Origin of the sequence: Collinsella aerofaciens (assembly GCF_015554145.1) — a bacterium.
GTDB lineage: Bacteria > Actinomycetota > Coriobacteriia > Coriobacteriales > Coriobacteriaceae > Collinsella > Collinsella aerofaciens_AA.
The window spans coordinates 1-19,364 of sequence record NZ_JADNHZ010000031.1; the positions used below are offsets into that span (position 1 = coordinate 1).

Here is a 19,364-nt window from a genome sequence, read left to right on the forward strand (position 1 = left end):
CGCGCCTTTAGACGCGAGCCCGGGGCCCGTGGGTTATACCCTAAGAGCAAACCACCCTTTTTAAGGGTGGTTCTGATTACTTTACATACACCACGTTGTCGCGGCGGGGTTTGGGCTCGGGTAGCGTGTCTTCGGCATAGCCCAGGATGCAGTGACCGACACCGCGCAGGCTGCCGTCGGCGGGCAGGCCCCAGCTGGCCAGCAGCTCCAGGCCCTCGGGCGAGTCAAAGACCTCATGCGCGCGGTGAATCCAGCACGAATCGACACCCAGTGCATAGGCGGCGTTGAGCAAGTTGCCCATGGCGAGCGAGCCGTCTTCCAGATGCGTGGGCACGCTGCGGTCGACCAGCACCACCACAACGGTCTTGGCGCCATAGAAGGGGTCACTGCTGCCGCCCATGACCTGGGCGTTGAGCTGTGAGAGACGCTCGACGGTCGCGGGGTCGGTGACGGCGACAAACGTCACCGGCTGGCGGCCCATGCCGCTCGGTGCATATTGGCCGGCTTCGATAATACGTGCAAGCTTTTCGGCCTCGACGGGACGATCGCTGTATTTGCGGCAGCTGCGGCGGTGGATGAGCGCTTCGATAGTCTCCATGGTGTCTCCTTGTAGTGGCGTTGCAGATGCCCCGTTCATACCCGTCGGGCTTAAACGATAGACGGTCAATTGCCCGGCCAAAAGGATAGATTCCAATTGGGAAAGTAGGTTTGCATAAAAGTGCCTTCAGAATGTGACAAACAAATGGGATGGTTAAACGTTTTATCCCGTCTACCCTGCGGTTTTTTACCACTTGCCTAAATGACGAACGCATAACCTCTGATAAAGGTTTTACTAAAGGAGTACCAACGTTTATCAATGCGCCGTGGTGGCGCCGGGCCAGGAGGTAACATCATGTTCCAGGCTGGAGATGTCGTCGAGACCGACTTCGAAGGATTTCTGAAGCTGCTGCGTTCCAAGACGCGCGCTTTTGTGACGATTGACGATCACGAGTACTACATCACGCACACCGATGGCTATTGGCGTGTTCAGGATTGCGAGGCCCTCAACGACAAGGGCCACTTTACTGACTGCTCCGAGCTGGTCAACACGGTCTGCGAGGTTGTCGAGCTGCCGTGGATTGCCGGCAAGAGCCTGCATGACAGCTTCTCGGGCGCTACGGTCTATGAGGCCGTCGCCGCCTAACAGGCAATAAAACCCGATTTTCACGTGACCGCTGGCGCCGCCCCCGCGCCGGCGGTCTTTTTCTGCCGATAGGCCATAAAAGTGCAGGCATTTGCGGTGAGCCTGTTGACGATAGTCAAAACTCGGACTAATCTAGAGATACAAAATTGGTCAAAAATCGGACAATCGAATGGTGGGATAGATGAATAGTGCGGTTACGCTGGTCGACTTCGACCGGTTGCTCAATGGACTTGACCATATCTATTCGGAGTTCTCGCGCGCCTGCGGTCTTTCGGACTGCGCTTACTGGATGCTCGTCGATACCAGCACGGCGGGCGGCAGTATTGCCGTAAGCTGCCTGACGAGCGAATGGTTCTACAGCAAGCAGACCATCAACTCGGCCATTAAAACCTTGACGGCGCGGGACTTTGCAACGTTGGAGTTTGCCGAAGGCAGCCGTAAGAACAAGGTTGTGCGTTTGACCGAAGCGGGCATGCGGTTTGCCGAGCGTTATGCGCTGCCGGCACTCAAGGCCGAGCAGCGAGCCTTTGGCGCGCTTGAGCCGTGTGAGCAACGTGAAATCATGCGCCTAATCGGAAAATTTTCCCATGCGCTCGGCGATGAGTGCGATGCCTTTAAGCAGCATATCGCTGCCGAGAGCCAGGCCGATAATCAAGGTGAGGGGGAGTCGTGCGACTCTTAATGAGGTTTATGAAGCCGTATCGCAGGCTTGTCGCGGTGACGTTGTTGGTGCTGCTAATCGACAACGTTGGCACACTGCTGGTACCCACGATGTTGGCGAACATGGTCAACACCGGTATCACCACGGGCGATGTCGACTACATTTTGCGCAACGGTCTCTACATGCTTATCGCGACCGGCATGGCCAGCGGCGGCGCGGTGTTGGGCTGCTATCTTTCGGCGCGCCTGGCCGCCAACGTGGCCTGCGATATCCGCAATGCCGTCTACGACAAGTCGCTCGAGCTGTCTGCCAGTGACTTTGAGCGCTTTGGCACGGGTTCGATGATCACGCGTTCGCTCAACGACATCAACGTGATTCAGCAGGCGATTCTGCAGACCATTCAGCTGGTGCTGCCGGTGCCGTTCCTGGCGGTGGCAGGCATCATCTTCGCCTGGCTCATCGATCCGGCCATGGGCATGCTTCTGGGCGTCGTGGTTGCGATCGTGCTGGTTGCGGCGGTCTTTACGGTTGCCAACGCGGCTCCGATTTTTATGCGCTTGCAGAGCTTTATCGACCGCATGAACGTGGTGCTGCGCGAAAACATCGTGGGCGTGCGCGTCATCCGTGCGTTTAACAAGGAGCGTCGTGAGGAACAGCGCCTGGACGAGGTGTTTAGCGACTACGCCGCCAACGCCATAAAAGTCAACCATCTGTTTGTGGGCCTCGACAGCTCCACCTTCTTTCTGATGAATATCGCCGAGGTGGCGGTACTGTGGGTGGGCGGCAACCGCGTGGGCGCCCACGCCATGCAGATCGCGAGCATCTCGGCGGTGCTGGAGTACGCGCTTCTGATCCTGTTCTTTGTGATGATGGCCCAGATGGTGGTGCTGACGCTTCCGCGTGCCGCCGCATGTCTGAACCGCGCACAGCAGGTGCTCGAAATCGAGCCGAGCATTGTGGACGGCAAGGCTACGCTGGGCGACGGGGCGCCTGAGTCCGCAGACGGCGCCGACGCGGTGGCCGTGTTCGACCACATGTCGTTCCGTTTTGACGATGCCGACGAGGACACCCTGTGCAACCTGAGTTTTGCCTGCCGCCGTGGACAGACGACCGCGATTGTGGGCTCGACGGGCTCGGGCAAGTCGACGGTGGCAAAGCTTCTGCTGCGCTTCCACGATGCCACCAAGGGCATCATTCGCCTGGGCGGCGTCGATCTGCGCGAGCTTTCGCAAGGTGAGATTCGCGGGCGCATCGCCTATGTGCCGCAGAAGGCGTGGCTGTTCTCGGGCACCGTGGCAAGCAATCTGCGCTTTGGCAACGAGGACGCGACCGAGGCGGACATGCTTCATGCGCTGCAGGTTGCCCAGAGCACCTTTGTGCTCGATCAGCCGCAGGGGCTCGATACCCCGGTTGCCCAGGGCGGTACGAACTTTTCGGGCGGCCAGCGCCAGCGCCTGGCCATTGCTCGCGCGCTCATGAAGCGCGCCGACCTGTATATCTTCGACGACAGTTTTTCTGCTCTGGACTTTAAGACCGATGCCGCCCTGCGCCATGCGCTGCAGGACGAGATGCGCGACGCCGCGGTGCTTATCATCGCGCAGCGCATCTCGACGATTCTGCACGCCGACCAGATCGTTGTACTCAAGGACGGCGAGGTCGTGGGCTTGGGCACGCACGAGGAACTTATGGAAACCTGCGAGGTGTACCGCGCCATCGCGGAATCGCAGATGAAGGGAGGTGAGTAGCATGACCGAGGAGCTCAAGAAGCGCAGCGACGCTATCGATGCCGTCGTTGTGGACGCCGCCGAGGAAGCGGTCGAGCAGGCTGCCGCGCCGACCGAGCTGGATGACGTTGCCAAGGTCGCGGCCGAGCGTGAGGCTCGCCGCCAAGCGCTGTACGAGGAAAACGAGCGTGCCGAGGACGAGCGTGCCCGCGCGGAAGCAGAGCGCATGCGCGATGTGGACGACGAGGATGAGGACGAGAAACCCCGCGATACCTGGGCGACGGTGCGCCGCTTGTGGGGCGAGGCCGCCGGCGACCATTGGCGCTTCTACATCGTGTTTGCGAGCATCGTGTTCTACGTCATCTTTAACACCGCCGCGCCGGCATATAGCGCTCATGTTATCGACGAGCTGTGGGGCCATATACAGGTGGCGTTTGCCAGCGGAACCACCTTCAGCATCACCTGGGACCAATGCGGCAAGACCATCTTTGTCTACTTCTTGATCTGGACGGCCGCCGGATCGTTCTATGCGCTGCAGAGTTTTTTGATGTCGAGCGTCGCCGAGCGACTCAACTTGCGTTTGCGCAACCGCATCGCGCAGAAGCTCAGCCGCCTGCCGCTCGCCTACTTTGACGCGCATCGCCCCGGTGAGGTGGTCAGCCGTGCGACCAACGACTTGGACAAGATGTCCGAGAGCATGCAGCGCGGATTGCTGCAGCTGCTGGTATCGATCGGTACCGTGACGGGTGCCATCATCATGATGTTCGTCTATAGCGTCAAGCTTACGTTGGTTTTTTTGGGCTTTACGGCGGTATCGCTGCTGGTGACCAAGGTGGTTTCGCGCCGTACGCATGATGTGACGGGCGAGCGTCAGGAATGGGTGTCCAAGATTACGAGCGCGGTCGAGGAAGGCTATTCGGGCCGTTTGGTGATTCGCGCATTCAATCGCGAGCACCAGAGCTCTGCCGAAGTGCACGAAGCCTCGGGCGAGCTGGCCCGCGTGAGCACCAAGGCCGACTTTATGATCAACGCCGTCGGACCCGCGGTTCGCTTTATCGGTCGCCTGGCACAGATCGTGATTGCGCTCGTGGGCTGCAGCATGCTGGTTGCCGGCCACATGACCGTCGGCGTGTTCCAGGCGTTCTTCCAGTTTATCTACGAGGCGTCCGAACCCATGACGCAGCTGTCGTTCACTTTCAACTCGCTGCAGAGCGCGCTGGCGAGTGCGGAGCGCGTGTTCGACCTGCTCGATGAGCCCGAGATGGAGGCCGATCCGCAGCCGGGCGAGGCTGCCAATCTGCCGGGTCGCGTGGAGGGCCGCGTCGCTTTTGAGCATGTGCGCTTTGGCTACACGCCCGAAAAGCCGCTCATGCGCGACGTGTCGTTTACCGCCGAACCGGGTCAGAAGATTGCGGTGGTGGGAACCACGGGTGCGGGTAAGACCACGCTCATCAACCTGCTCATGCGCTTCTACGAGATTGACGGCGGCCGCATTACGCTCGACGGTGTGGATACGCGCCTCATGAACCGCGGTGAGCTACGTCAGCAGTTTGGCATGGTGCTGCAGGACGCCTGGCTGTTCGACGGCACGATTGCCGAAAACATCGCCTACGGCTGCCCCGAGGCAACGCGCGACGAGATCGTGGCTGCCGCCCGCGCCGCGCAGGTCGACTTCTTTGTGCGCACCATGCCGCAGGGCTACGACACGCGCGTGGCCAATGATGCCGAAAGCATCAGCCAGGGCCAGCGTCAGCTGCTGACCATTGCGCGCGTGCTGCTCAACAACCCGGCGATTCTCATTCTGGATGAGGCGACCTCAAGCGTGGATACGCGCACCGAGCTTGCCATCGGCCGTGCCATGGACGCGCTCATGCATGGGCGCACAAGCTTTGTGATCGCGCATCGCCTGTCGACGATCGTGGACGCCGACCTGATCTTGGTCATGGATCACGGCAACATTATCGAGCAAGGCACGCATAAGGAACTGCTGGCTGCCGAGGGCGCCTACGCCGACCTCTATCTGAGTCAGTTCGCCTAAGGTGACAAAGGGGCAGCCCCTTTGTCACATTGGAAACAAGGCGCGCCGGGGATGAATTCCCTGGCGCGCCTTCTTGCGTTGATGCCGATGTCGTTTTGTGCTGCTTGCGTTCCTAGCGTTCGTCCACGAGCTTGGCGACGAGGGCCTTGAGCTCCGCCACCTCTCGCTCGAGTTCCTTGACGCGGCGGGCGTTCTCGGTGATGCCCTGGCGGTTGAGGGCGGACTGCTCGGCGGCGTCATCGGGCATGTACTCGCGATGCTGCTTGGCGTCGAAGCTCTCCTCGAACACGCGGCAGCCGTTGCGCTTGATGATGCGTCCCGGCACGCCCACGACGGTGCAGTTGTCGGGCACGTCCTTGACGACAACCGAGTTGCCGCCGATTTTGACGTTGTTGCCGATGCGGATGTTGCCGAGCACCTTGGCGCCCGTGCCCACGGTGACGTTGTTGCCCAGGGTGGGGTGGCGCTTGCCGGTCTCGTTGCCGGTACCGCCGAGCGTGACGCCCTGGTAGAGCACGCAGTTGTCACCCACAATGGTGGTCTCGCCGATGACGACGCCCATGGCGTGGTCGATAAAGAAGTGCTTGCCGATCTGTGCGGCGGGATGAATCTCGACGCCGGTGATGTGGCGGGTGATTTGCGAGAGCACGCGGGCGAGCGAGCGATGACCGTGCTCCCAGAGCCAGTGCTCGGGCACGTGGTTCCACTTGGCGTGCAGGCCAGGATAGGAAAGGAAGATGACCAGGCCGTTTTGCGCGGCGGGGTCCTGCGCTTGGACGGTCTTGATGTCCTCGCGAATGGTATTGATAAAGCTCACCGGCCGCCCTCCCTTAGCGCCATGGCAATGCGATTCAATAAAGTATAGCGATTCGCTAGGGATTAGGAAGAACAATCTTGGCGGCATTGCGCAACAGGTGTCAGTTATGCAAACTTGCTGGTAATGGGGTCATGCTTTTGTGGGGTTGCGCACGAGGGGGCGCCGCAACCGTATACTGGTCAACTTGGACGTATCCGCGCCCACAACTGAGAGGTTTTACTTCATGGGTTTCATCAATTTTATCGCCGAGCTGCTCAAAGACCCGCGCACCGCGATTGCCAGCTGGATCGCCGCCGGCCCGCTTATGGCCTACGGCTGCGTGTTCCTGATCATCTTTATCGAGACAGGCGTGGTGTTTTTCCCGTTTCTCCCTGGCGATTCGCTGCTGTTTGCTTCGGGCTTTTTTGCCCACAACGGTGGCTTTAACATCGTGGCCCTGCTGGCCGTCGCATGGGCGGCTGCCATTTTGGGTGATCAGTGCAACTTTATGATCGGTCACTTCTTTGGCAAAAAGATCATCGCTTCGGGTAAGGTCAAGGCCATGACGCCCGAGCGTATTAAAAAGTCCGAGGACTTCTTGGACAAGTGGGGCCACCTGGCCATCTTCCTGGGCCGCTTCTTCCCGTTTATTCGCACCTTTGTGCCCTTTATCGCCGGCATGGGCGGCATGCACTGGCGTAACTTCGTTATCTTTAACGTGCTGGGCGGCATTACCTGGTCGACGCTCTTTACGCTGCTGGGCTACTTCTTTGGCGGCATCCCCTTTGTGCAGGAGCACTTTGAGCTGCTGATTGTAGGCATCGTTGCCGTATCGATCATCCCGACCGTGGTCGGTTTGGTTAAGGCTAAGCTGGGCAAAAAGAACGCTTAGCTCGAGCCAGCGCGCAAACCGTGCAGTTGAGGCCCGTCACCGCTTACGGTGGCGGGCCTCTTCAGCTTCGGTCAAATGAAAATACTTTAGTTAGTTAAAGAAAAGCGTTTTATCCGATGCGTGTGCGGAGTACAATCTCGTGCATGCGAATCGACGTGCCATCGGCTTTGATGCTGTCCGCGTGTCCCGTCCGGCTCTACGCTCCGGGCGTGCGACGTTGCGACGCGGTCGGCCTCGGTCCTTGCGTGCAGGTTCGCGAGTTTGCAACTGTGTATGTAAGGAGCGACATATGACTGTCGAGAAAAAGGATATCGATTGGGGTAGCCTCGGCTTTGGCTACATGAAGACTGATTACAGCTACGAGGCTCATTGGAAGGATGGCGAGTGGGACGAGGGCGGCCTGACTACCGACCACACCCTGCATGTCTCCGAGTGCGGTGGCATCTTCCATTACTGCCAGGAGGTCTTTGAGGGCCTGAAGGCTTACACCGCCGAGGACGGCAGCATCGTCTGCTTCCGTCCCGATATGAACGCCGAGCGCATGTATAACTCTGCCCAGCGCCTCGAGATGCCCCCGTTCCCCAAGGACAAGTTCGTCGAGGCCGTCAAGCAGGTCGTTTCTGCCAACGCCGCCTGGGTTCCGCCCTTCGGTTCCGGCGCGACCCTGTACGTGCGTCCGTTTATGATCGGCTCCGGTGACGTGATCGGCGTGGCTCCCGCTCCTGAGTACACGTTCCGCATTCTCGTGACCCCGGTCGGTCCGTACTTTAAGGGTGGCCTTAAGCCCGTCAAGCTGCGCGTTTCCGAGTACGACCGCGCCGCACCGCACGGCACCGGCAACATCAAGGCCGGCCTGAACTACGCCATGTCCCTCAAGCCCACGATGGAGGCCCATCGCGAGGGCTATGCCGAGAATCTGTATCTCGACTCCGAGTCCCGCACCTATGTCGAGGAGACCGGCGGCGCCAACGTGCTGTTCGTGAAGGAGGACGGCACCCTCGTCGTTCCGCAGTCGCACACCGACTCCATTCTGCCCTCCATCACCCGTCGTTCGCTCGTTCAGGTCGCCAAGGACCTGGGCATCACCGTCGACGAGCGTCCCGTCGAGTGGGCCGAGGTCAAGGCCGGTACCTTTGTCGAGTGCGGCCTGTGCGGCACCGCTGCCGTCATCTCCCCGGTTGGCGAGATTGACAACAAGGTCTACGGCGCCGACGAGACCGTGACCTTCCCGGCTGGCTACACCGAGATCGGCCCTGTGATGAAGAAGCTCCGCGAGACCCTGACTGGTATCCAGTCTGGTGCTGTTGAAGATAAGCACAACTGGGTTTACACCGTCGCGTAAGCTGCCATAGCTGTTCGGCCCGAGGGCAACCTTCCTTTCCGGCGCGTCCTCGGACATGAAAGAACCTCCGCTGCGCACTTCGTGCGGCGGAGGTTCTTTCGTCCTGCGGAGTGCGCCGGAAAGGAAGGTTGCCCTCGGGCCTGCGTTACCTCGGCGCTGCCGTTACGGGCAATATAGATCTGAATTAAAGATAGCGCGCGGCCTTTTAGGCTGCGCATTTGTTTTGGTTCGCGCCATGTGGGGGTGGTGGCGACGTGCATTTTTGCGAGTATTCTGCAATCGAAGGCCCCTGCATACCGACCTCGGGCAAAAAATCGGGATTTCTCGATGTTTTCTACGAATGATGGGCGGGGTTATGGGCTGACAGCGTTTGATTTGCAGGGATATTCGCGGTCTTTGGCATTTATCGTAGCGCCCGAAGCCCTTGGTTATGTTGAATACTCCTAAAAATGCACGGCGCTTAGAGGGGGACCTTCGCGAAAAAGGAAACCGCCCCGTCGAAGTATGCATTCGACGGGGCTGTTTATGCATATAGCCGATTTAGGATGCGCTGCCAAACTACTAGAACTTGACGGTCGGGGCCTGGCGGGCTGCTTCGGCGGCCTCGAAGCCCTGGCGCTCCTTAAACTGGAAGATGCCGGCAAAGATGACAGCCGGGAACGTCTGAATGGCGTTGTTGTAGCTGAGCACGCAATCGTTGTAGCTCTGGCGTGCATAGCTAATCTTGTTCTCGGTATCCTCGAGTGATGCCTGCAGCTGCGTAAAGTTGGTGTTTGCCTTAAGATCGGGATAGGCCTCGGCTACGGCAAAGAGCTGGCGCAGCGCACCGGTCAGCACGTTGTCGGCTTCCATCTTGGCCTCGGGCGTAGTGGCCTTGACGGCGGTGTTACGCGCGCTGATCACGGCGGAGAGCGTCTCCTGCTCGTGCTTGGCGTAGCCCTTGACAGTCTCGACCAGGTTGGGGATCAGGTCGTTGCGACGCTGCAGCTGCGTATCGATGTTCTGCCAGGCGTTATCGATGCGGTTACGCTTGGTGACCATGTTGTTGTAGATGCCGGCGATGGCGCAGACAATCACAATGACAACAACGATGCCGATGATGACGGTAATCATGATGTCTCCGTTTCGAATGGCCGCGGCGGCATGCGCCAGCTGCCGTTGGTATAACGCTACTAGTATACCCGCAACGTTTTGCCGTGCCGAACTTTCCGGCAAGCGTTATGTTTTCGGCGGGGTCGGTACCGGGGCAAAGCGCGCGAGGTACAGGTGTAAGATATGCGACAGATTGACGAGTGTTGTCTTTGCCCTGAGGATGGCGATACCAGTGGACCTTCGCATTAAGAAAACCTACCGTGCCCTGTTCGATGCCTTCACCGAGCTTCTCGAGGAGCATCGTTTTGAGGACCTGACGGTTGCCATGCTGTGCGACCGCGCCATGATTCGCCGCACGACGTTCTACAAGCATTTCCGCGACAAAAACGATTACTTTGCCTTTTATATCGATGAGCTCATGACGGGCTTGCCGCAAAAACAGCCCGATGAGGCCGGCGCAGTGTCTGCCGAGGACGTGCGCGCGCTGCGACATGCGATTTTGGACGATGCCATGGATTTGATTCTGGCGCATGAGCGGCTCATGGATAACATTTTGGCTAGCAGCATGTCGGGCATGTTGACCAACGTTATTTGCGACCGCATTGCCCGTTCCATCCGCGAGCGTGTGATGAACGTGCTTGACGAGGACGCCCTGGCCCCCGTTTCGCTTGAGACGACGTCTGAGTTTGTCGCCGGCGGTATTATTCGACTTTTCACGATATGGTGGGAATCGGGCCACGATCTTGAGCGTCGACCCGAGATGGCCGACGTGGTCGATGCGCTGTTTGAGCGGACCATGACACCGGTGCATCACTAAAAGTGGCGGAGAGAGGGGGATTCGAACCCCCGGAACGCTCTCGCGCTCAACGGTTTTCAAGACCGCCGCATTCAACCGCTCTGCCATCTCTCCGTGAGTCGTAATGATAGCATCGTTTTGAATTTGCAACAGGGAAGGCGAACGATGACGATCACCGAAATCGACGAGAAGTTCATGCGCGAGGCGTTGGCGGAGGCGCGAGCCGCCGCGGCGGTGGGCGAGGTGCCCATCGGAGCCGTAGTGGTGCGCGACGGCGAGATCGTCGCGAGGGCGCATAATCGTCGCGAGCTCGATCAGGACCCTTCGGCGCATGCAGAGTTCGCGGCCCTGTGCGCCGCTGCCCAGGCGCTTGGCCGCTGGCGCCTTTCCGACTGTACGGTCTACGTGACGCTCGAACCCTGCTGCATGTGCGCGGGGCTTATGGTCAACGCGCGCGTGGGGCGCTGCGTGTATGGCGCGAGCGACGCCAAGGCGGGTGCGTTGGGATCCCTATACGATTTGAATGCCGATTCGCGCCTGAATCATCGGTTTAACGTGACGGCTGGCGTGCTGGCAGACGAGTGTCGTGAGGTGTTGAGCGGCTATTTTAGTGGGTTGCGTGGCACCGATGGTACTGGCTGCGGTTGCGGGGCCGATCTTGAGGCACATGCCGCCCATGCCGAGGCGCTTGCGTGTGCCGAAGAAATCGCCGTTGAGGCGGTCGATTTTGGTGCCGCGTGCCGCCGGCCCCGCCGTGTGCTGTTGGCGATTGATTCCTTTAAGGGCAGCGTGTCGAGTGCGCAGGCGGAGGCGGCGGTTGCCGAAGGCGTGCGCCGCGTTTGGCCCGATGCCGAGGTGTGCACATTGCTGCTGGCAGACGGTGGCGAGGGAACGTTCGACGCCATTGCCGCGTGCGGCGGTGAGGTTGTGACCTGCGAGGTAGCAGGTCCTTTGGGCAAGAGCGCGTCTGCCCGGATGCTGGTTGATGTCGAGCGCGAGTCCGCGGTCATCGAGATGGCCGAGGCGGCCGGCATTGGGTATTCGCCTTGCACGGAGTCGTCGGCGCTTGCGGCTTCGACCTATGGCGTGGGCGAACTGATGCTTCATGCGGTTCGCGCGGGTGCAAAGACTATCTATATTGGCTTGGGCGGCAGCGCCACCAACGACGGTGGCGCCGGCATGCTGCAGGCGCTGGGCGCGCGTGTGGTCGATGATCGGGGCTGCGATATCGCCCCCGGTCTTGCCGGCCTTGAGCAGGTGGCGAGCGTTGATTTGGCGCCAGCGCTTCAGGCTTTGGATGACGCTCGTATCGTTGTGCTTTCGGATGTCGAGAATCCGCTCGTGGGGCGTCGGGGCGCATTGGCGGTGTTTGGCGGGCAGAAAGGCTTGCCGACGGGTGACGCCGAGGCGCTGAGCAGGTGCGACAGCTGGATGGTCGGCTACGGTCGTCTGCTCGATACGGCAATTGTCGAGGCTCGGGCCCAGGGGTTGTTGCGCACACCCGAGGGCACACGGACGTTTGGCTCGGTGCTCGGCGTGCCCGGTGCCGGTGCCGCCGGCGGCCTGGGTGCCGCGCTGCTGGCGCTCGGCGCGGAGCTGCGTTCGGGCGTGGAGACGGTGCTCGATCTGATTGGGTTTGACGAGCGCGTGCGCGATGTCGACCTGGTCATAACGGGCGAGGGCAATATGGACGAGCAATCCGCCGCCGGCAAAGCGCCGGTGGGTGTGGCCCGCCGTGCCAAGCGCTATAGCAAGCCGGTGGTCGCCGTCGTGGGCGGTCGTGCCGACAACCTGGATGCGGTGTATGGGCAGGGCGTCGACCTGGTTTTGCCGATCTGCCGCAAGCCCATGGATTTGAAGTGGGCACTCGATCCGCAGGAAGCCGCAACCAACCTCATCTGCGCCGGCGAGTCTGCCGCGCGAGCCTACGACCTTGGCCGCCTCTAAAACCAATCCCTCCCCAATAACTTGCGGTGAAATACGGAGTGTTTTTGCCTTTAAGGCGCCAATTCAGTCCGTATTCCACCGCAACTTCGTGAATGGCCATCCGAGGCTGGTCGCCTTGTGCTTTGGGTCGGACCGTCTGCCATGAAATGCGGTAATCTACTACGTTTAGCGGAACACCCTCGACCATCCCGGATTTTGTGTAATTAAAACCGCAGGTAGAAAGCTTGCCGATTTTCGAAAAAGTCGGCTATGGTTGACCCCGCGGCCTAAACGTAGTAGATAGGCCCTTTTCGTGGCGCAGCGTCAGACCAGTCTATTTGGGACGGGGCTTTCTTGACCACTTTCGCCACTCTGATGCCCCCAGTCAAAAAGTAGTCAAAAAAGCCCCGTCCCAAATTAGCTGTCTTGCCCCATCGGGCGGGAGCAGGTAAGATATACCGAGCGCCTAGCGCGTTCGATGGGTTCGGATGACGACATGTTCCGAATCTGGTCAGGTCCGGAAGGAAGCAGCCATAAGGAGCCTCTGTCGGGCATCCGAATCCATCGAGCGCACGGGCGCTTTTTTGGTGCCGCGATGCGGTCCCGGTGCCGGCGGGCTGTTTGGTGCCTCGCTGGTCCTCGGCTTTGCCTGCGGGATCGCTCGACTACCAAACAGCCCGCCGGCACCGGGACCACTTCGTCCAAAAATCACCCGTAAAGGCGCGTTAGCCTAATTAAATCTATCCCTTAAGGAATGCTGCTCGCTGGCGTTGTCTGGAGCGCGGTGGCTATGTGGTTCAGGAGGCGGCGGCACTGTTGCTTGAATTTTTGCAGTTAACGAGGCCCGTTTCCCTAGGTGGGGAAACGGGCCTCGCTTTGTTTCTGGGCTTGTGGATTGGCGAAGACAATAACCGCTGGCAGCTATTTTGGGTTCCTGATGCGGCATGTGGCTGCGGCGGTTATTCCGAGTCCTGCGGCGGCGATTCCTGCGAGTGCGATTGCGCTCGGCGCTGCGTCGCCCGTGTTCGCGAGCTTGCCAGCGGTCGTATCTGCTTGCTTGCCGCTGCTCGAGTTCGCTTGCTTGATGGAGCTTGGCGGGGTATTTTTGCCGGTCGCGGACGAGCCGGTGGGCTGTGTCGCCTCGGCCGGTTGCGCCGAGTTGGAGGGAGGCGTCGTCTCGGTCGGTTGCGTTATCTCGGGCGAGGTGGCCTTGTCTGCCGCGGCCTTTGCCTCTTCTCGTATGCCTTGCAGGCGTCGTCATAGGCAGTTTGCGCTTTTTTCAAATTGTCGAGGAGCGCATCTCGCCAGGCTATGAACTGGTCGGTATGGGCTTTATACTTCCCTGCAGCAAGTTCACAGTCATTAACTTGTCTTTCCTGCCTTTTGAGGCCGTCGCGGCGCTCGCGGAGCTCCGTTTCGCAAGAGTCTTCTTGCGCTTTTGCTGCCATGATCTCACTTCGCAACTGCTTAATATGCTCTTTAATAGTTATGCTGGGCTCCTCGTCGCCGAGTGCTTCAAGTGCCTTTAATTCTGCCTGAAGGCCGCTTGTCCGGTTGTGGGCCTCATTATATTTGGCTTGGGCTGCATCGATGTCCGCTTGCATGGTGGGAAGGAGTTCCCTCTCTTCGGCGGCTTGCGCCGCCATCTTGTCGCGGAGCTCTTGAAAACGGGCAATGTCATCATTGAATCTCGCAATTTTCTCGGGACTTGCGGCGTCTTTTGCGGCCTCGAGGTTTTTGAGCGCTTCCTGCATGGCTGCATACGCTTTTTCTTTTGCGGCGGCCGCGTCTTCTGTCTGCAGGGCGCCCGAATTGCCGTTGGCGTCGCTCGTCTGCGAAACGGCCGCACCGGTGGGGGCGCTAGTTTCTGCCGCGATCGCCGTTGCGGGGGCGATTCCCACGACAAGTGCCGCGGAAAGGGCGATGCCCATAGTTGCTCGTCTTGCTCTTCTTGCGAGAATGTCGTTCATCTCGGCACCTCATTTCAAGGGTCGGCGACTAACTTGGTAGCACTAATGTAAGTATACCAAGCGGTCGACCCGACACTGGCTGGGTGTACGCGTGCCTTTTCGCTTCTTTGGAAACCGAATCCCATTAGAAATGACGAGTTGTTTACGCTTCTTTTGGGGTGGCGGTACTATCATGGTTCGAATTGAATGTGGATGATGATAGGGAGCGCCTATACATGATTGAGCTGCTCAGGCGTTTTGGTGGTAAGTTTCGCCGGTATATGGTGATTGGCCCTGCGTGCAAGCTGATCGAAGTGATCTTTGACCTGCTTACGCCGCTGGTGATTGCCCAGATGATCGATAAGGGCATCGGCGCACGCGATGTCAACGCCGTCGTCCACTACGGCATGGTACTTGGCGCCATGGCTGTGATCGGCATCTCGTTTACGCTTGTCTGCCAAAAGATGGCGGCGCTCACCTCGCAGGGCATGGGCACCGATATCCGTGGTGCGCTCTACCAGCACATCAACAAGCTGAGCTATGCCGAGCTCGATCGCTTTGGCACGCCGTCGCTTATCACCCGCATCACCAACGACGTTAACCAGGTGCAGCTCGCTGTGGCGCTGGGCGTACGCATGCTCATCCGCTGGCCCTTCTTGGCCGTGGGCTCCATGTGCGCGGCCCTTGCCATCGACCTTAAGCTCGGCATCATCTTTTTGATCTGCACGCCCGCTATCGGCCTGGTGTTTTGGTTTGTCATGGCGCGCTGCATTCCCTACTACAAGCAGCTGCAGGCAAAGCTCGACCGCATCGCGCTCATTTGCCGCGAGGGCCTTTCGGGCGCCCGCGTGGTTCGCGCCTTTGTACGCGAAGATCACGAGCGTGAGCGCTTCGCTCAAGCCGCCGATGACCAGGCCCATACCGCCATCGCGGTGGGCAAGCTCTCGTCGATCCTTAACCCCGTTACGTTTTTGGTGATGAACCTGGGCGTGTGCGCCATCCTGTGGGTGGGCGGCATCCAGGTCGACGTGGGCGATCTCACGCAGGGTCAGGTCATGGCGTTTGTGAACTACATGACGCAGACCCTGACCTCCATCGTGTACGTCGCCAACCTGGTTGTGGTCTTTACCAAGGCAAGCGCGAGCGCTTCGCGTATCAACGAGGTGCTCAATTGCGAGCCGAGCATCACCGACGAGGGCAACCAGCCGGTCGCGCTGCCCAAGCCGGGCAATGCCGCCCCAGTTCCCGCGCTGAGCTTTGACCATGCGAGCTTCTCCTTTGGCGCGGGCGCTGCCAACGCCGTCAACGATGTGACGCTGGAGCTGCCGCTGGGCAAGACGCTCGGTATCATCGGCGGCACGGGCAGCGGCAAGTCCACACTCGCCTCGCTTATCTCGCGCCTGTACGATGCGAGCACCGGCAGCGTGAGCGTGATGGGCTCCGACGTGCGTGCCTGGCCGCTCGATCAGCTGCGCCATGTGGTCGCGACCGTCCCGCAACGCGCGTCGCTGGTGAGCGGCACGATCCGCGGCAACCTGACCTGGCGTGACGAGTCGGCGACCGACGAGGAGCTCTGGGCGGCGCTCGATATGGCGCAGGCCAGCGAGTTCGTGCGTAACAAGCAGCAGGGCTTAGATGCTCCGGTCGAGGCGGGCGGTAAGAACTTCAGCGGTGGCCAACGCCAGCGCCTGACCATCGCGCGCGCCCTGGTGGGCTCGCCTCAGATATTGATCATGGACGATTCCGCCTCGGCGCTCGACTTTAAGACCGATGCGGCGCTTCGCCATGCCATTCGCGAACGAAGCATGCGCGGTGCCGCCAAGGGTGGGCTGCCGCTGACCACGGTGATTGTGAGCCAGCGCGTCTCGACCGTGCGCGATGCCGACATGATCTGCGTGCTCGATCACGGCTCGGTCGCGGGCCTGGGCACGCACGATGAGCTGTATACGACCTGCCAACTATACCGCGAGATTTGCCAGTCGCAGCTTCGCCGCGAAGAGCTCGAGGGCCAGCAGGGGAGCGCGTCGCCCGCGTCCGCCCCGGCTGCCCCGGCATCCACTTGCGCAAAGGAGGGCTGCTAAATGAATCCGTATACTTCTTCCGGTTCGGTCGCCACGATGACGGCCAACGTGTCCGGTAACGATAACCTCAACGACCTGGGAGACGGTCCGCGCCAGCCCGGCGACCCCGAGCGCTACCCCGTGGGCGCGGTGACCCGCCGCCTGCTGGGCTACGTCCGTCCGCACCGTATTTCGTTTACGGCGTCGTTTGTGAGCGCTGCCATCTCGGTGATCTTGCAGCTCTACACGCCTATCCTTATCGGCGAGGGCATCGACCTGATCGTCGCCGCCAGGCAGGTGGACTTCGATGCGCTGCTGCCGCTCGTCACCAAGCTTGCGATTGTCGTGGTGGGCGCGGCGGCCTTCCAGTGGCTGCAGGGCTACTGCGTCAACCGCTTGTCCTACGAGACGGTGCGCGACATGCGCGTGGAGGCGAGCGACAAGCTCAGCCGCATGCCGCTCAGCTTTATCGACAGCCACGCCCACGGCGACCTTATGAGCCGCGTGGTCAACGACGTCGATCAGGTGGGCGACGGTCTGCTGCAGGGCTTCACGCAGCTCTTCACCGGTGTTATTACCATCGTGGGCACGCTTGCGCTTATGCTCTCCATTAACCTGACCATGACGCTCGTGGTGGTGCTCGTCACGCCGCTTTCCATCTTTGCCGCCGGTGCCATTGCCAAGCTCTCCAACAAGAGCTTCACGGCACAGCAACGCATTCAAGGCCAGCTCGGCGGCCATATCGAGGAGTATGTGGGTGAGCAAAAGCTCGTGGACGCGTTTGCCTATGGCCCCAACGCGCAGCTGCGCTTCGATGCCCTCAATGCTGAGCTCTACACCGCGGGTGAGCGCGCGCAGTTTATGGGTTCGCTCTCCAACCCCGGCACGCGCTTTATCAATAACATCATCTATGCCGTGGTCGCTGTGATCGGCTGCGTGGGTGTGATCACGGGCGTGCCGGCGGCGCTCACGGTGGGTGGCGTGCAGATCTTCCTGTCCTACGCCAACCAGTACACTAAGCCGTTCAACGAGGTCACGAACGTCATCACGCAGATCCAGACCGCGTACGCCTCGGCGCGCCGCATGTTTGCGTTGCTTGATGCGCGCGAGCAAGAGCCCGACGCGTCGGATGCCGTGGAGCTTGTCGCCCCGCAGGGCGAGGTGAACTTTGAACACGTGGACTTTAGCTATGTGCCCGACCGCAAGCTGCTGCAGGATATCTGCATCGAGGCCAAGCCCGGTACGCGCTTTGCCCTCGTCGGTCCCACGGGCTGCGGCAAGACGACGCTCATCAACTTGCTGCTGCGGTTTTACGATATCGATGCCGGACGCATCATGGTCGATGGCCGGTCTTCGCGTGATTACACGCGTGCAAGCCTGCGCCGCGCCTTTGGCATGGTGCTGCAGGACACTTGGCTGTTCGAAGGCACGGTGGCGGAAAACATCGCTTACGGTTGCCCAGATGCCACGCGCGAGCAGGTTATCGAGGCGGCCAAGCGCGCGCACGCGCACAAGTTTATCGTGCAGCTGCCAGGCGGCTACGATACGGTAATCGGCGAGGACGGCGGCACGTTTAGCCAGGGTCAAAAGCAGCTGCTGTGCATCGCGCGCGTCATGCTCACCGACCCAGCTATCTTGCTGCTGGACGAGGCGACCTCGAGCATCGATACGCGTACCGAGCTGCAGGTTCAGGCGGCATTCGACGAGCTTATGGCAGGTCGCACAAGCTTTGTCGTGGCGCACCGCCTGAGCACCATCCGCAACGCCGATTGCATTCTGGTGATGCGCGACGGCCAGGTTATCGAGCGGGGCACACACGACGAGCTGCTGGCGGCAGACGGCTTCTACGCCGAACTCTACCGCAGCCAGTTCGCCCAGTGAGCAAGCCCGTGGGGCAAATTAATCAGGTTTGTTTGTCCCATAGAGCGATCTTGTTATATAGCGTTCTACCAGCGCGTGAAACATTTTGACGATACTCCGTGACACAATTTGACGGCGTTTTGTGAAACAGTTTTTCGGCCATTCGTGAAACGTTCTGCGGCGGTTTCAATCCGAAGTACATACTGTTCGAAATCTGTCCAAAGATGTCGTCTGCGTCGCCAATCGACAGACGGTGGTTTACATCTGTCACGTTAGTACTAAGATATTCATCTAATAAATTGCATTAGTGGCTTTAGTTTTGGGGGAAACGAGACAACGTGACTATGACGTGCTCTTTGGTGGTTAACAGCAAGAGCGGTAATACCAGGATGGTTTCGGGTGCGATCAAGCGCACTCTGCAGACTGCGGGCGTTGAGTTTGTCCACGCCGCGGCGTTGAGCGACGATGCGGACGCAGATCAGGTTGCGCTCGAGGCGCAGGGCGCCTGCGCGGCCGACACGGTGCTCGTCGGTTTTTGGTGCGACAAGGGCGCGTGCACGCCGTCGGTCGCGGCGTTGCTCTCCGCCTTGCACGGCAAGCGCGTCTTCCTGTTTGGCACCTGCGGCTTTGGGGCCGACCAGAGCTATTACCAGCAGATTATTGATCGCGTAACTTCCAATTTGGCTGAGGATGCCGAGCTTGCAGGTTGGGCGATGTGCCAGGGCAAGATGGGCCCCGCGGTCAAGCAGCGCTACGAGGCCATGCTCGAGCAAGATCCCGACAACGCCCGATTTAAGATGCTGCTCGACAACTGGGTTGCCGCGAAGGACCATCCCACCAAGGAAGATCTGGACAACATGGCTGCAGCCGCCAAAAAGGCCGTTTTGGGCGAGTAGCTTCGTCGTTCGCGGTCCTTCGTGCAAAACAATACAAATGTGAAAGCCTCGAAATTCTCGAGGCTTTTTTCTTCAAGACTTTAGTCTGCTGGCCGCGCAGCGGCCAGCTTTAAACCACCCGCTATGCGGGTGGAGACAAACGGCTTTAC

General features: G+C 60.0%; 15 protein-coding genes, 1 tRNA gene and 1 other RNA gene. 12 read left to right on the forward strand and 5 right to left on the reverse strand.

Translation table 11 applies throughout. From position 1 onward, the window contains the following. Window positions 1–76: 76 nt before the first annotated feature. Window positions 77–598: a nitroreductase family protein gene (locus I2E13_RS10150; RefSeq protein ID WP_195405022.1), complete on the reverse strand. Its 522-nt coding sequence runs from the start codon at window positions 596–598 to the stop codon at window positions 77–79. Between the two features lie 294 nt (window positions 599–892). Here I2E13_RS10150 and I2E13_RS10155 point away from each other — a divergent pair, with 294 nt between their 5' ends. From I2E13_RS10155 to I2E13_RS10170, 4 genes are all read left to right on the forward strand, one after another. After that, window positions 893–1,183, forward strand: coding sequence for a hypothetical protein (locus tag I2E13_RS10155; RefSeq protein WP_055251737.1), 291 nt, complete (start codon window positions 893–895; stop codon window positions 1,181–1,183). Between the two features lie 181 nt (window positions 1,184–1,364). Beyond that, complete coding sequence (locus I2E13_RS10160; protein ID WP_195405023.1) at window positions 1,365–1,865, forward strand: MarR family winged helix-turn-helix transcriptional regulator; 501 nt, start codon at window positions 1,365–1,367, stop codon at window positions 1,863–1,865. Further along, window positions 1,865–3,589, forward strand: coding sequence for an ABC transporter ATP-binding protein (locus tag I2E13_RS10165; RefSeq protein WP_195405024.1), 1,725 nt, complete (start codon window positions 1,865–1,867; stop codon window positions 3,587–3,589). Before I2E13_RS10160 ends, I2E13_RS10165 begins: the two co-directional genes overlap by 1 nt. A gap of 1 nt (window position 3,590) precedes the next feature. Then, a complete protein-coding gene (locus I2E13_RS10170; protein ID WP_195405025.1) occupies window positions 3,591–5,606 on the forward strand; it encodes an ABC transporter ATP-binding protein in 2,016 nt (671 codons plus the stop codon). Window positions 5,607–5,718: 112 nt separating this feature from the next. On the opposite strand, the gene cysE is transcribed toward I2E13_RS10170, so the two are convergent. Beyond that, window positions 5,719–6,423 carry a serine O-acetyltransferase gene (gene cysE, locus I2E13_RS10175; protein WP_035138740.1) on the reverse strand — a complete coding sequence of 235 codons (705 nt, stop codon included), beginning with the start codon at window positions 6,421–6,423 and terminating at the stop codon, window positions 5,719–5,721. A gap of 223 nt (window positions 6,424–6,646) precedes the next feature. Here cysE and I2E13_RS10180 point away from each other — a divergent pair, with 223 nt between their 5' ends. Together I2E13_RS10180 and I2E13_RS10185 are read left to right on the forward strand one after the other, a co-directional pair. Then, on the forward strand, window positions 6,647–7,294 hold the full coding sequence (locus I2E13_RS10180) for a VTT domain-containing protein (protein WP_117800261.1): 648 nt from the start codon (window positions 6,647–6,649) through the stop codon (window positions 7,292–7,294). A 289-nt stretch (window positions 7,295–7,583) separates the two neighbouring features. Continuing rightward, window positions 7,584–8,636 carry a branched-chain amino acid aminotransferase gene (locus I2E13_RS10185; protein ID WP_099432362.1) on the forward strand — a complete coding sequence of 351 codons (1,053 nt, stop codon included), beginning with the start codon at window positions 7,584–7,586 and terminating at the stop codon, window positions 8,634–8,636. 561 nt (window positions 8,637–9,197) lie between these two features. Here I2E13_RS10185 and I2E13_RS10190 read toward each other — a convergent pair. Continuing rightward, window positions 9,198–9,749 carry a LemA family protein gene (locus tag I2E13_RS10190; protein ID WP_082421874.1) on the reverse strand — a complete coding sequence of 184 codons (552 nt, stop codon included), beginning with the start codon at window positions 9,747–9,749 and terminating at the stop codon, window positions 9,198–9,200. A gap of 211 nt (window positions 9,750–9,960) precedes the next feature. On the opposite strand from I2E13_RS10190, the gene I2E13_RS10195 reads away from it, so the two are divergent. Then, window positions 9,961–10,545, forward strand: a complete 585-nt coding sequence (locus I2E13_RS10195) for a TetR/AcrR family transcriptional regulator (protein WP_195405026.1) — start codon at window positions 9,961–9,963, stop codon at window positions 10,543–10,545. 3 nt (window positions 10,546–10,548) lie between these two features. On the opposite strand, the gene I2E13_RS10200 is transcribed toward I2E13_RS10195, so the two are convergent. Next, a tRNA-Ser gene (locus I2E13_RS10200) sits at window positions 10,549–10,638 on the reverse strand. 51 nt (window positions 10,639–10,689) lie between these two features. Here I2E13_RS10200 and tadA point away from each other — a divergent pair. Further along, a complete protein-coding gene (gene tadA, locus I2E13_RS10205) occupies window positions 10,690–12,471 on the forward strand; it encodes a tRNA adenosine(34) deaminase TadA (RefSeq protein WP_195405027.1) in 1,782 nt (593 codons plus the stop codon). 454 nt (window positions 12,472–12,925) lie between these two features. After that, window positions 12,926–13,021, forward strand: an RNA gene (gene ffs, locus I2E13_RS10210) — signal recognition particle sRNA small type. A gap of 619 nt (window positions 13,022–13,640) precedes the next feature. Here the strand turns inward: ffs and I2E13_RS10215 are convergent. Then, entirely contained in the window at window positions 13,641–14,420 is a 780-nt protein-coding gene (locus I2E13_RS10215) for a hypothetical protein (RefSeq protein WP_195405028.1), read from the reverse strand. Between the two features lie 215 nt (window positions 14,421–14,635). Between I2E13_RS10215 and I2E13_RS10220 the strand changes: the two genes are divergently transcribed. The 3 genes from I2E13_RS10220 (at window position 14,636) to bilS (ending at window position 19,215) form a co-directional block, all read left to right on the forward strand. Continuing rightward, the gene (locus tag I2E13_RS10220; protein ID WP_195405029.1) at window positions 14,636–16,480 is read left to right on the forward strand and encodes an ABC transporter ATP-binding protein; all 1,845 of its coding nucleotides are present in this window, start codon (window positions 14,636–14,638) and stop codon (window positions 16,478–16,480) included. Continuing rightward, complete coding sequence (locus I2E13_RS10225; protein ID WP_195405030.1) at window positions 16,481–18,340, forward strand: ABC transporter ATP-binding protein; 1,860 nt, start codon at window positions 16,481–16,483, stop codon at window positions 18,338–18,340. Window positions 18,341–18,663: 323 nt separating this feature from the next. Further along, on the forward strand, window positions 18,664–19,215 hold the full coding sequence (gene bilS, locus I2E13_RS10230) for a flavodoxin family protein BilS (RefSeq protein WP_195405031.1): 552 nt from the start codon (window positions 18,664–18,666) through the stop codon (window positions 19,213–19,215). Window positions 19,216–19,364: the final 149 nt, after the last annotated feature.

What these genes read in the sequence shown, in the direction of transcription:
- I2E13_RS10190 (WP_082421874.1), bottom strand. Translation starts at nt 9,749, where the DNA reads ATGATTACCGTCATCATCGGCATCGTTGTTGTCATTGTGATTGTCTGC.
- I2E13_RS10225 (WP_195405030.1), top strand. Translation starts at nt 16,481, where the DNA reads ATGAATCCGTATACTTCTTCCGGTTCGGTCGCCACGATGACGGCCAAC.
- I2E13_RS10165 (WP_195405024.1), top strand. Translation starts at nt 1,865, where the DNA reads ATGAGGTTTATGAAGCCGTATCGCAGGCTTGTCGCGGTGACGTTGTTG.
- I2E13_RS10155 (WP_055251737.1), top strand. Translation starts at nt 893, where the DNA reads ATGTTCCAGGCTGGAGATGTCGTCGAGACCGACTTCGAAGGATTTCTG.
- tadA (WP_195405027.1), top strand. Translation starts at nt 10,690, where the DNA reads ATGACGATCACCGAAATCGACGAGAAGTTCATGCGCGAGGCGTTGGCG.
- I2E13_RS10215 (WP_195405028.1), bottom strand. Translation starts at nt 14,420, where the DNA reads ATGAACGACATTCTCGCAAGAAGAGCAAGACGAGCAACTATGGGCATC.
- I2E13_RS10180 (WP_117800261.1), top strand. Translation starts at nt 6,647, where the DNA reads ATGGGTTTCATCAATTTTATCGCCGAGCTGCTCAAAGACCCGCGCACC.
- I2E13_RS10160 (WP_195405023.1), top strand. Translation starts at nt 1,365, where the DNA reads ATGAATAGTGCGGTTACGCTGGTCGACTTCGACCGGTTGCTCAATGGA.
- I2E13_RS10150 (WP_195405022.1), bottom strand. Translation starts at nt 598, where the DNA reads ATGGAGACTATCGAAGCGCTCATCCACCGCCGCAGCTGCCGCAAATAC.
- I2E13_RS10220 (WP_195405029.1), top strand. Translation starts at nt 14,636, where the DNA reads ATGATTGAGCTGCTCAGGCGTTTTGGTGGTAAGTTTCGCCGGTATATG.
- I2E13_RS10170 (WP_195405025.1), top strand. Translation starts at nt 3,591, where the DNA reads ATGACCGAGGAGCTCAAGAAGCGCAGCGACGCTATCGATGCCGTCGTT.
- I2E13_RS10185 (WP_099432362.1), top strand. Translation starts at nt 7,584, where the DNA reads ATGACTGTCGAGAAAAAGGATATCGATTGGGGTAGCCTCGGCTTTGGC.
- bilS (WP_195405031.1), top strand. Translation starts at nt 18,664, where the DNA reads ATGACGTGCTCTTTGGTGGTTAACAGCAAGAGCGGTAATACCAGGATG.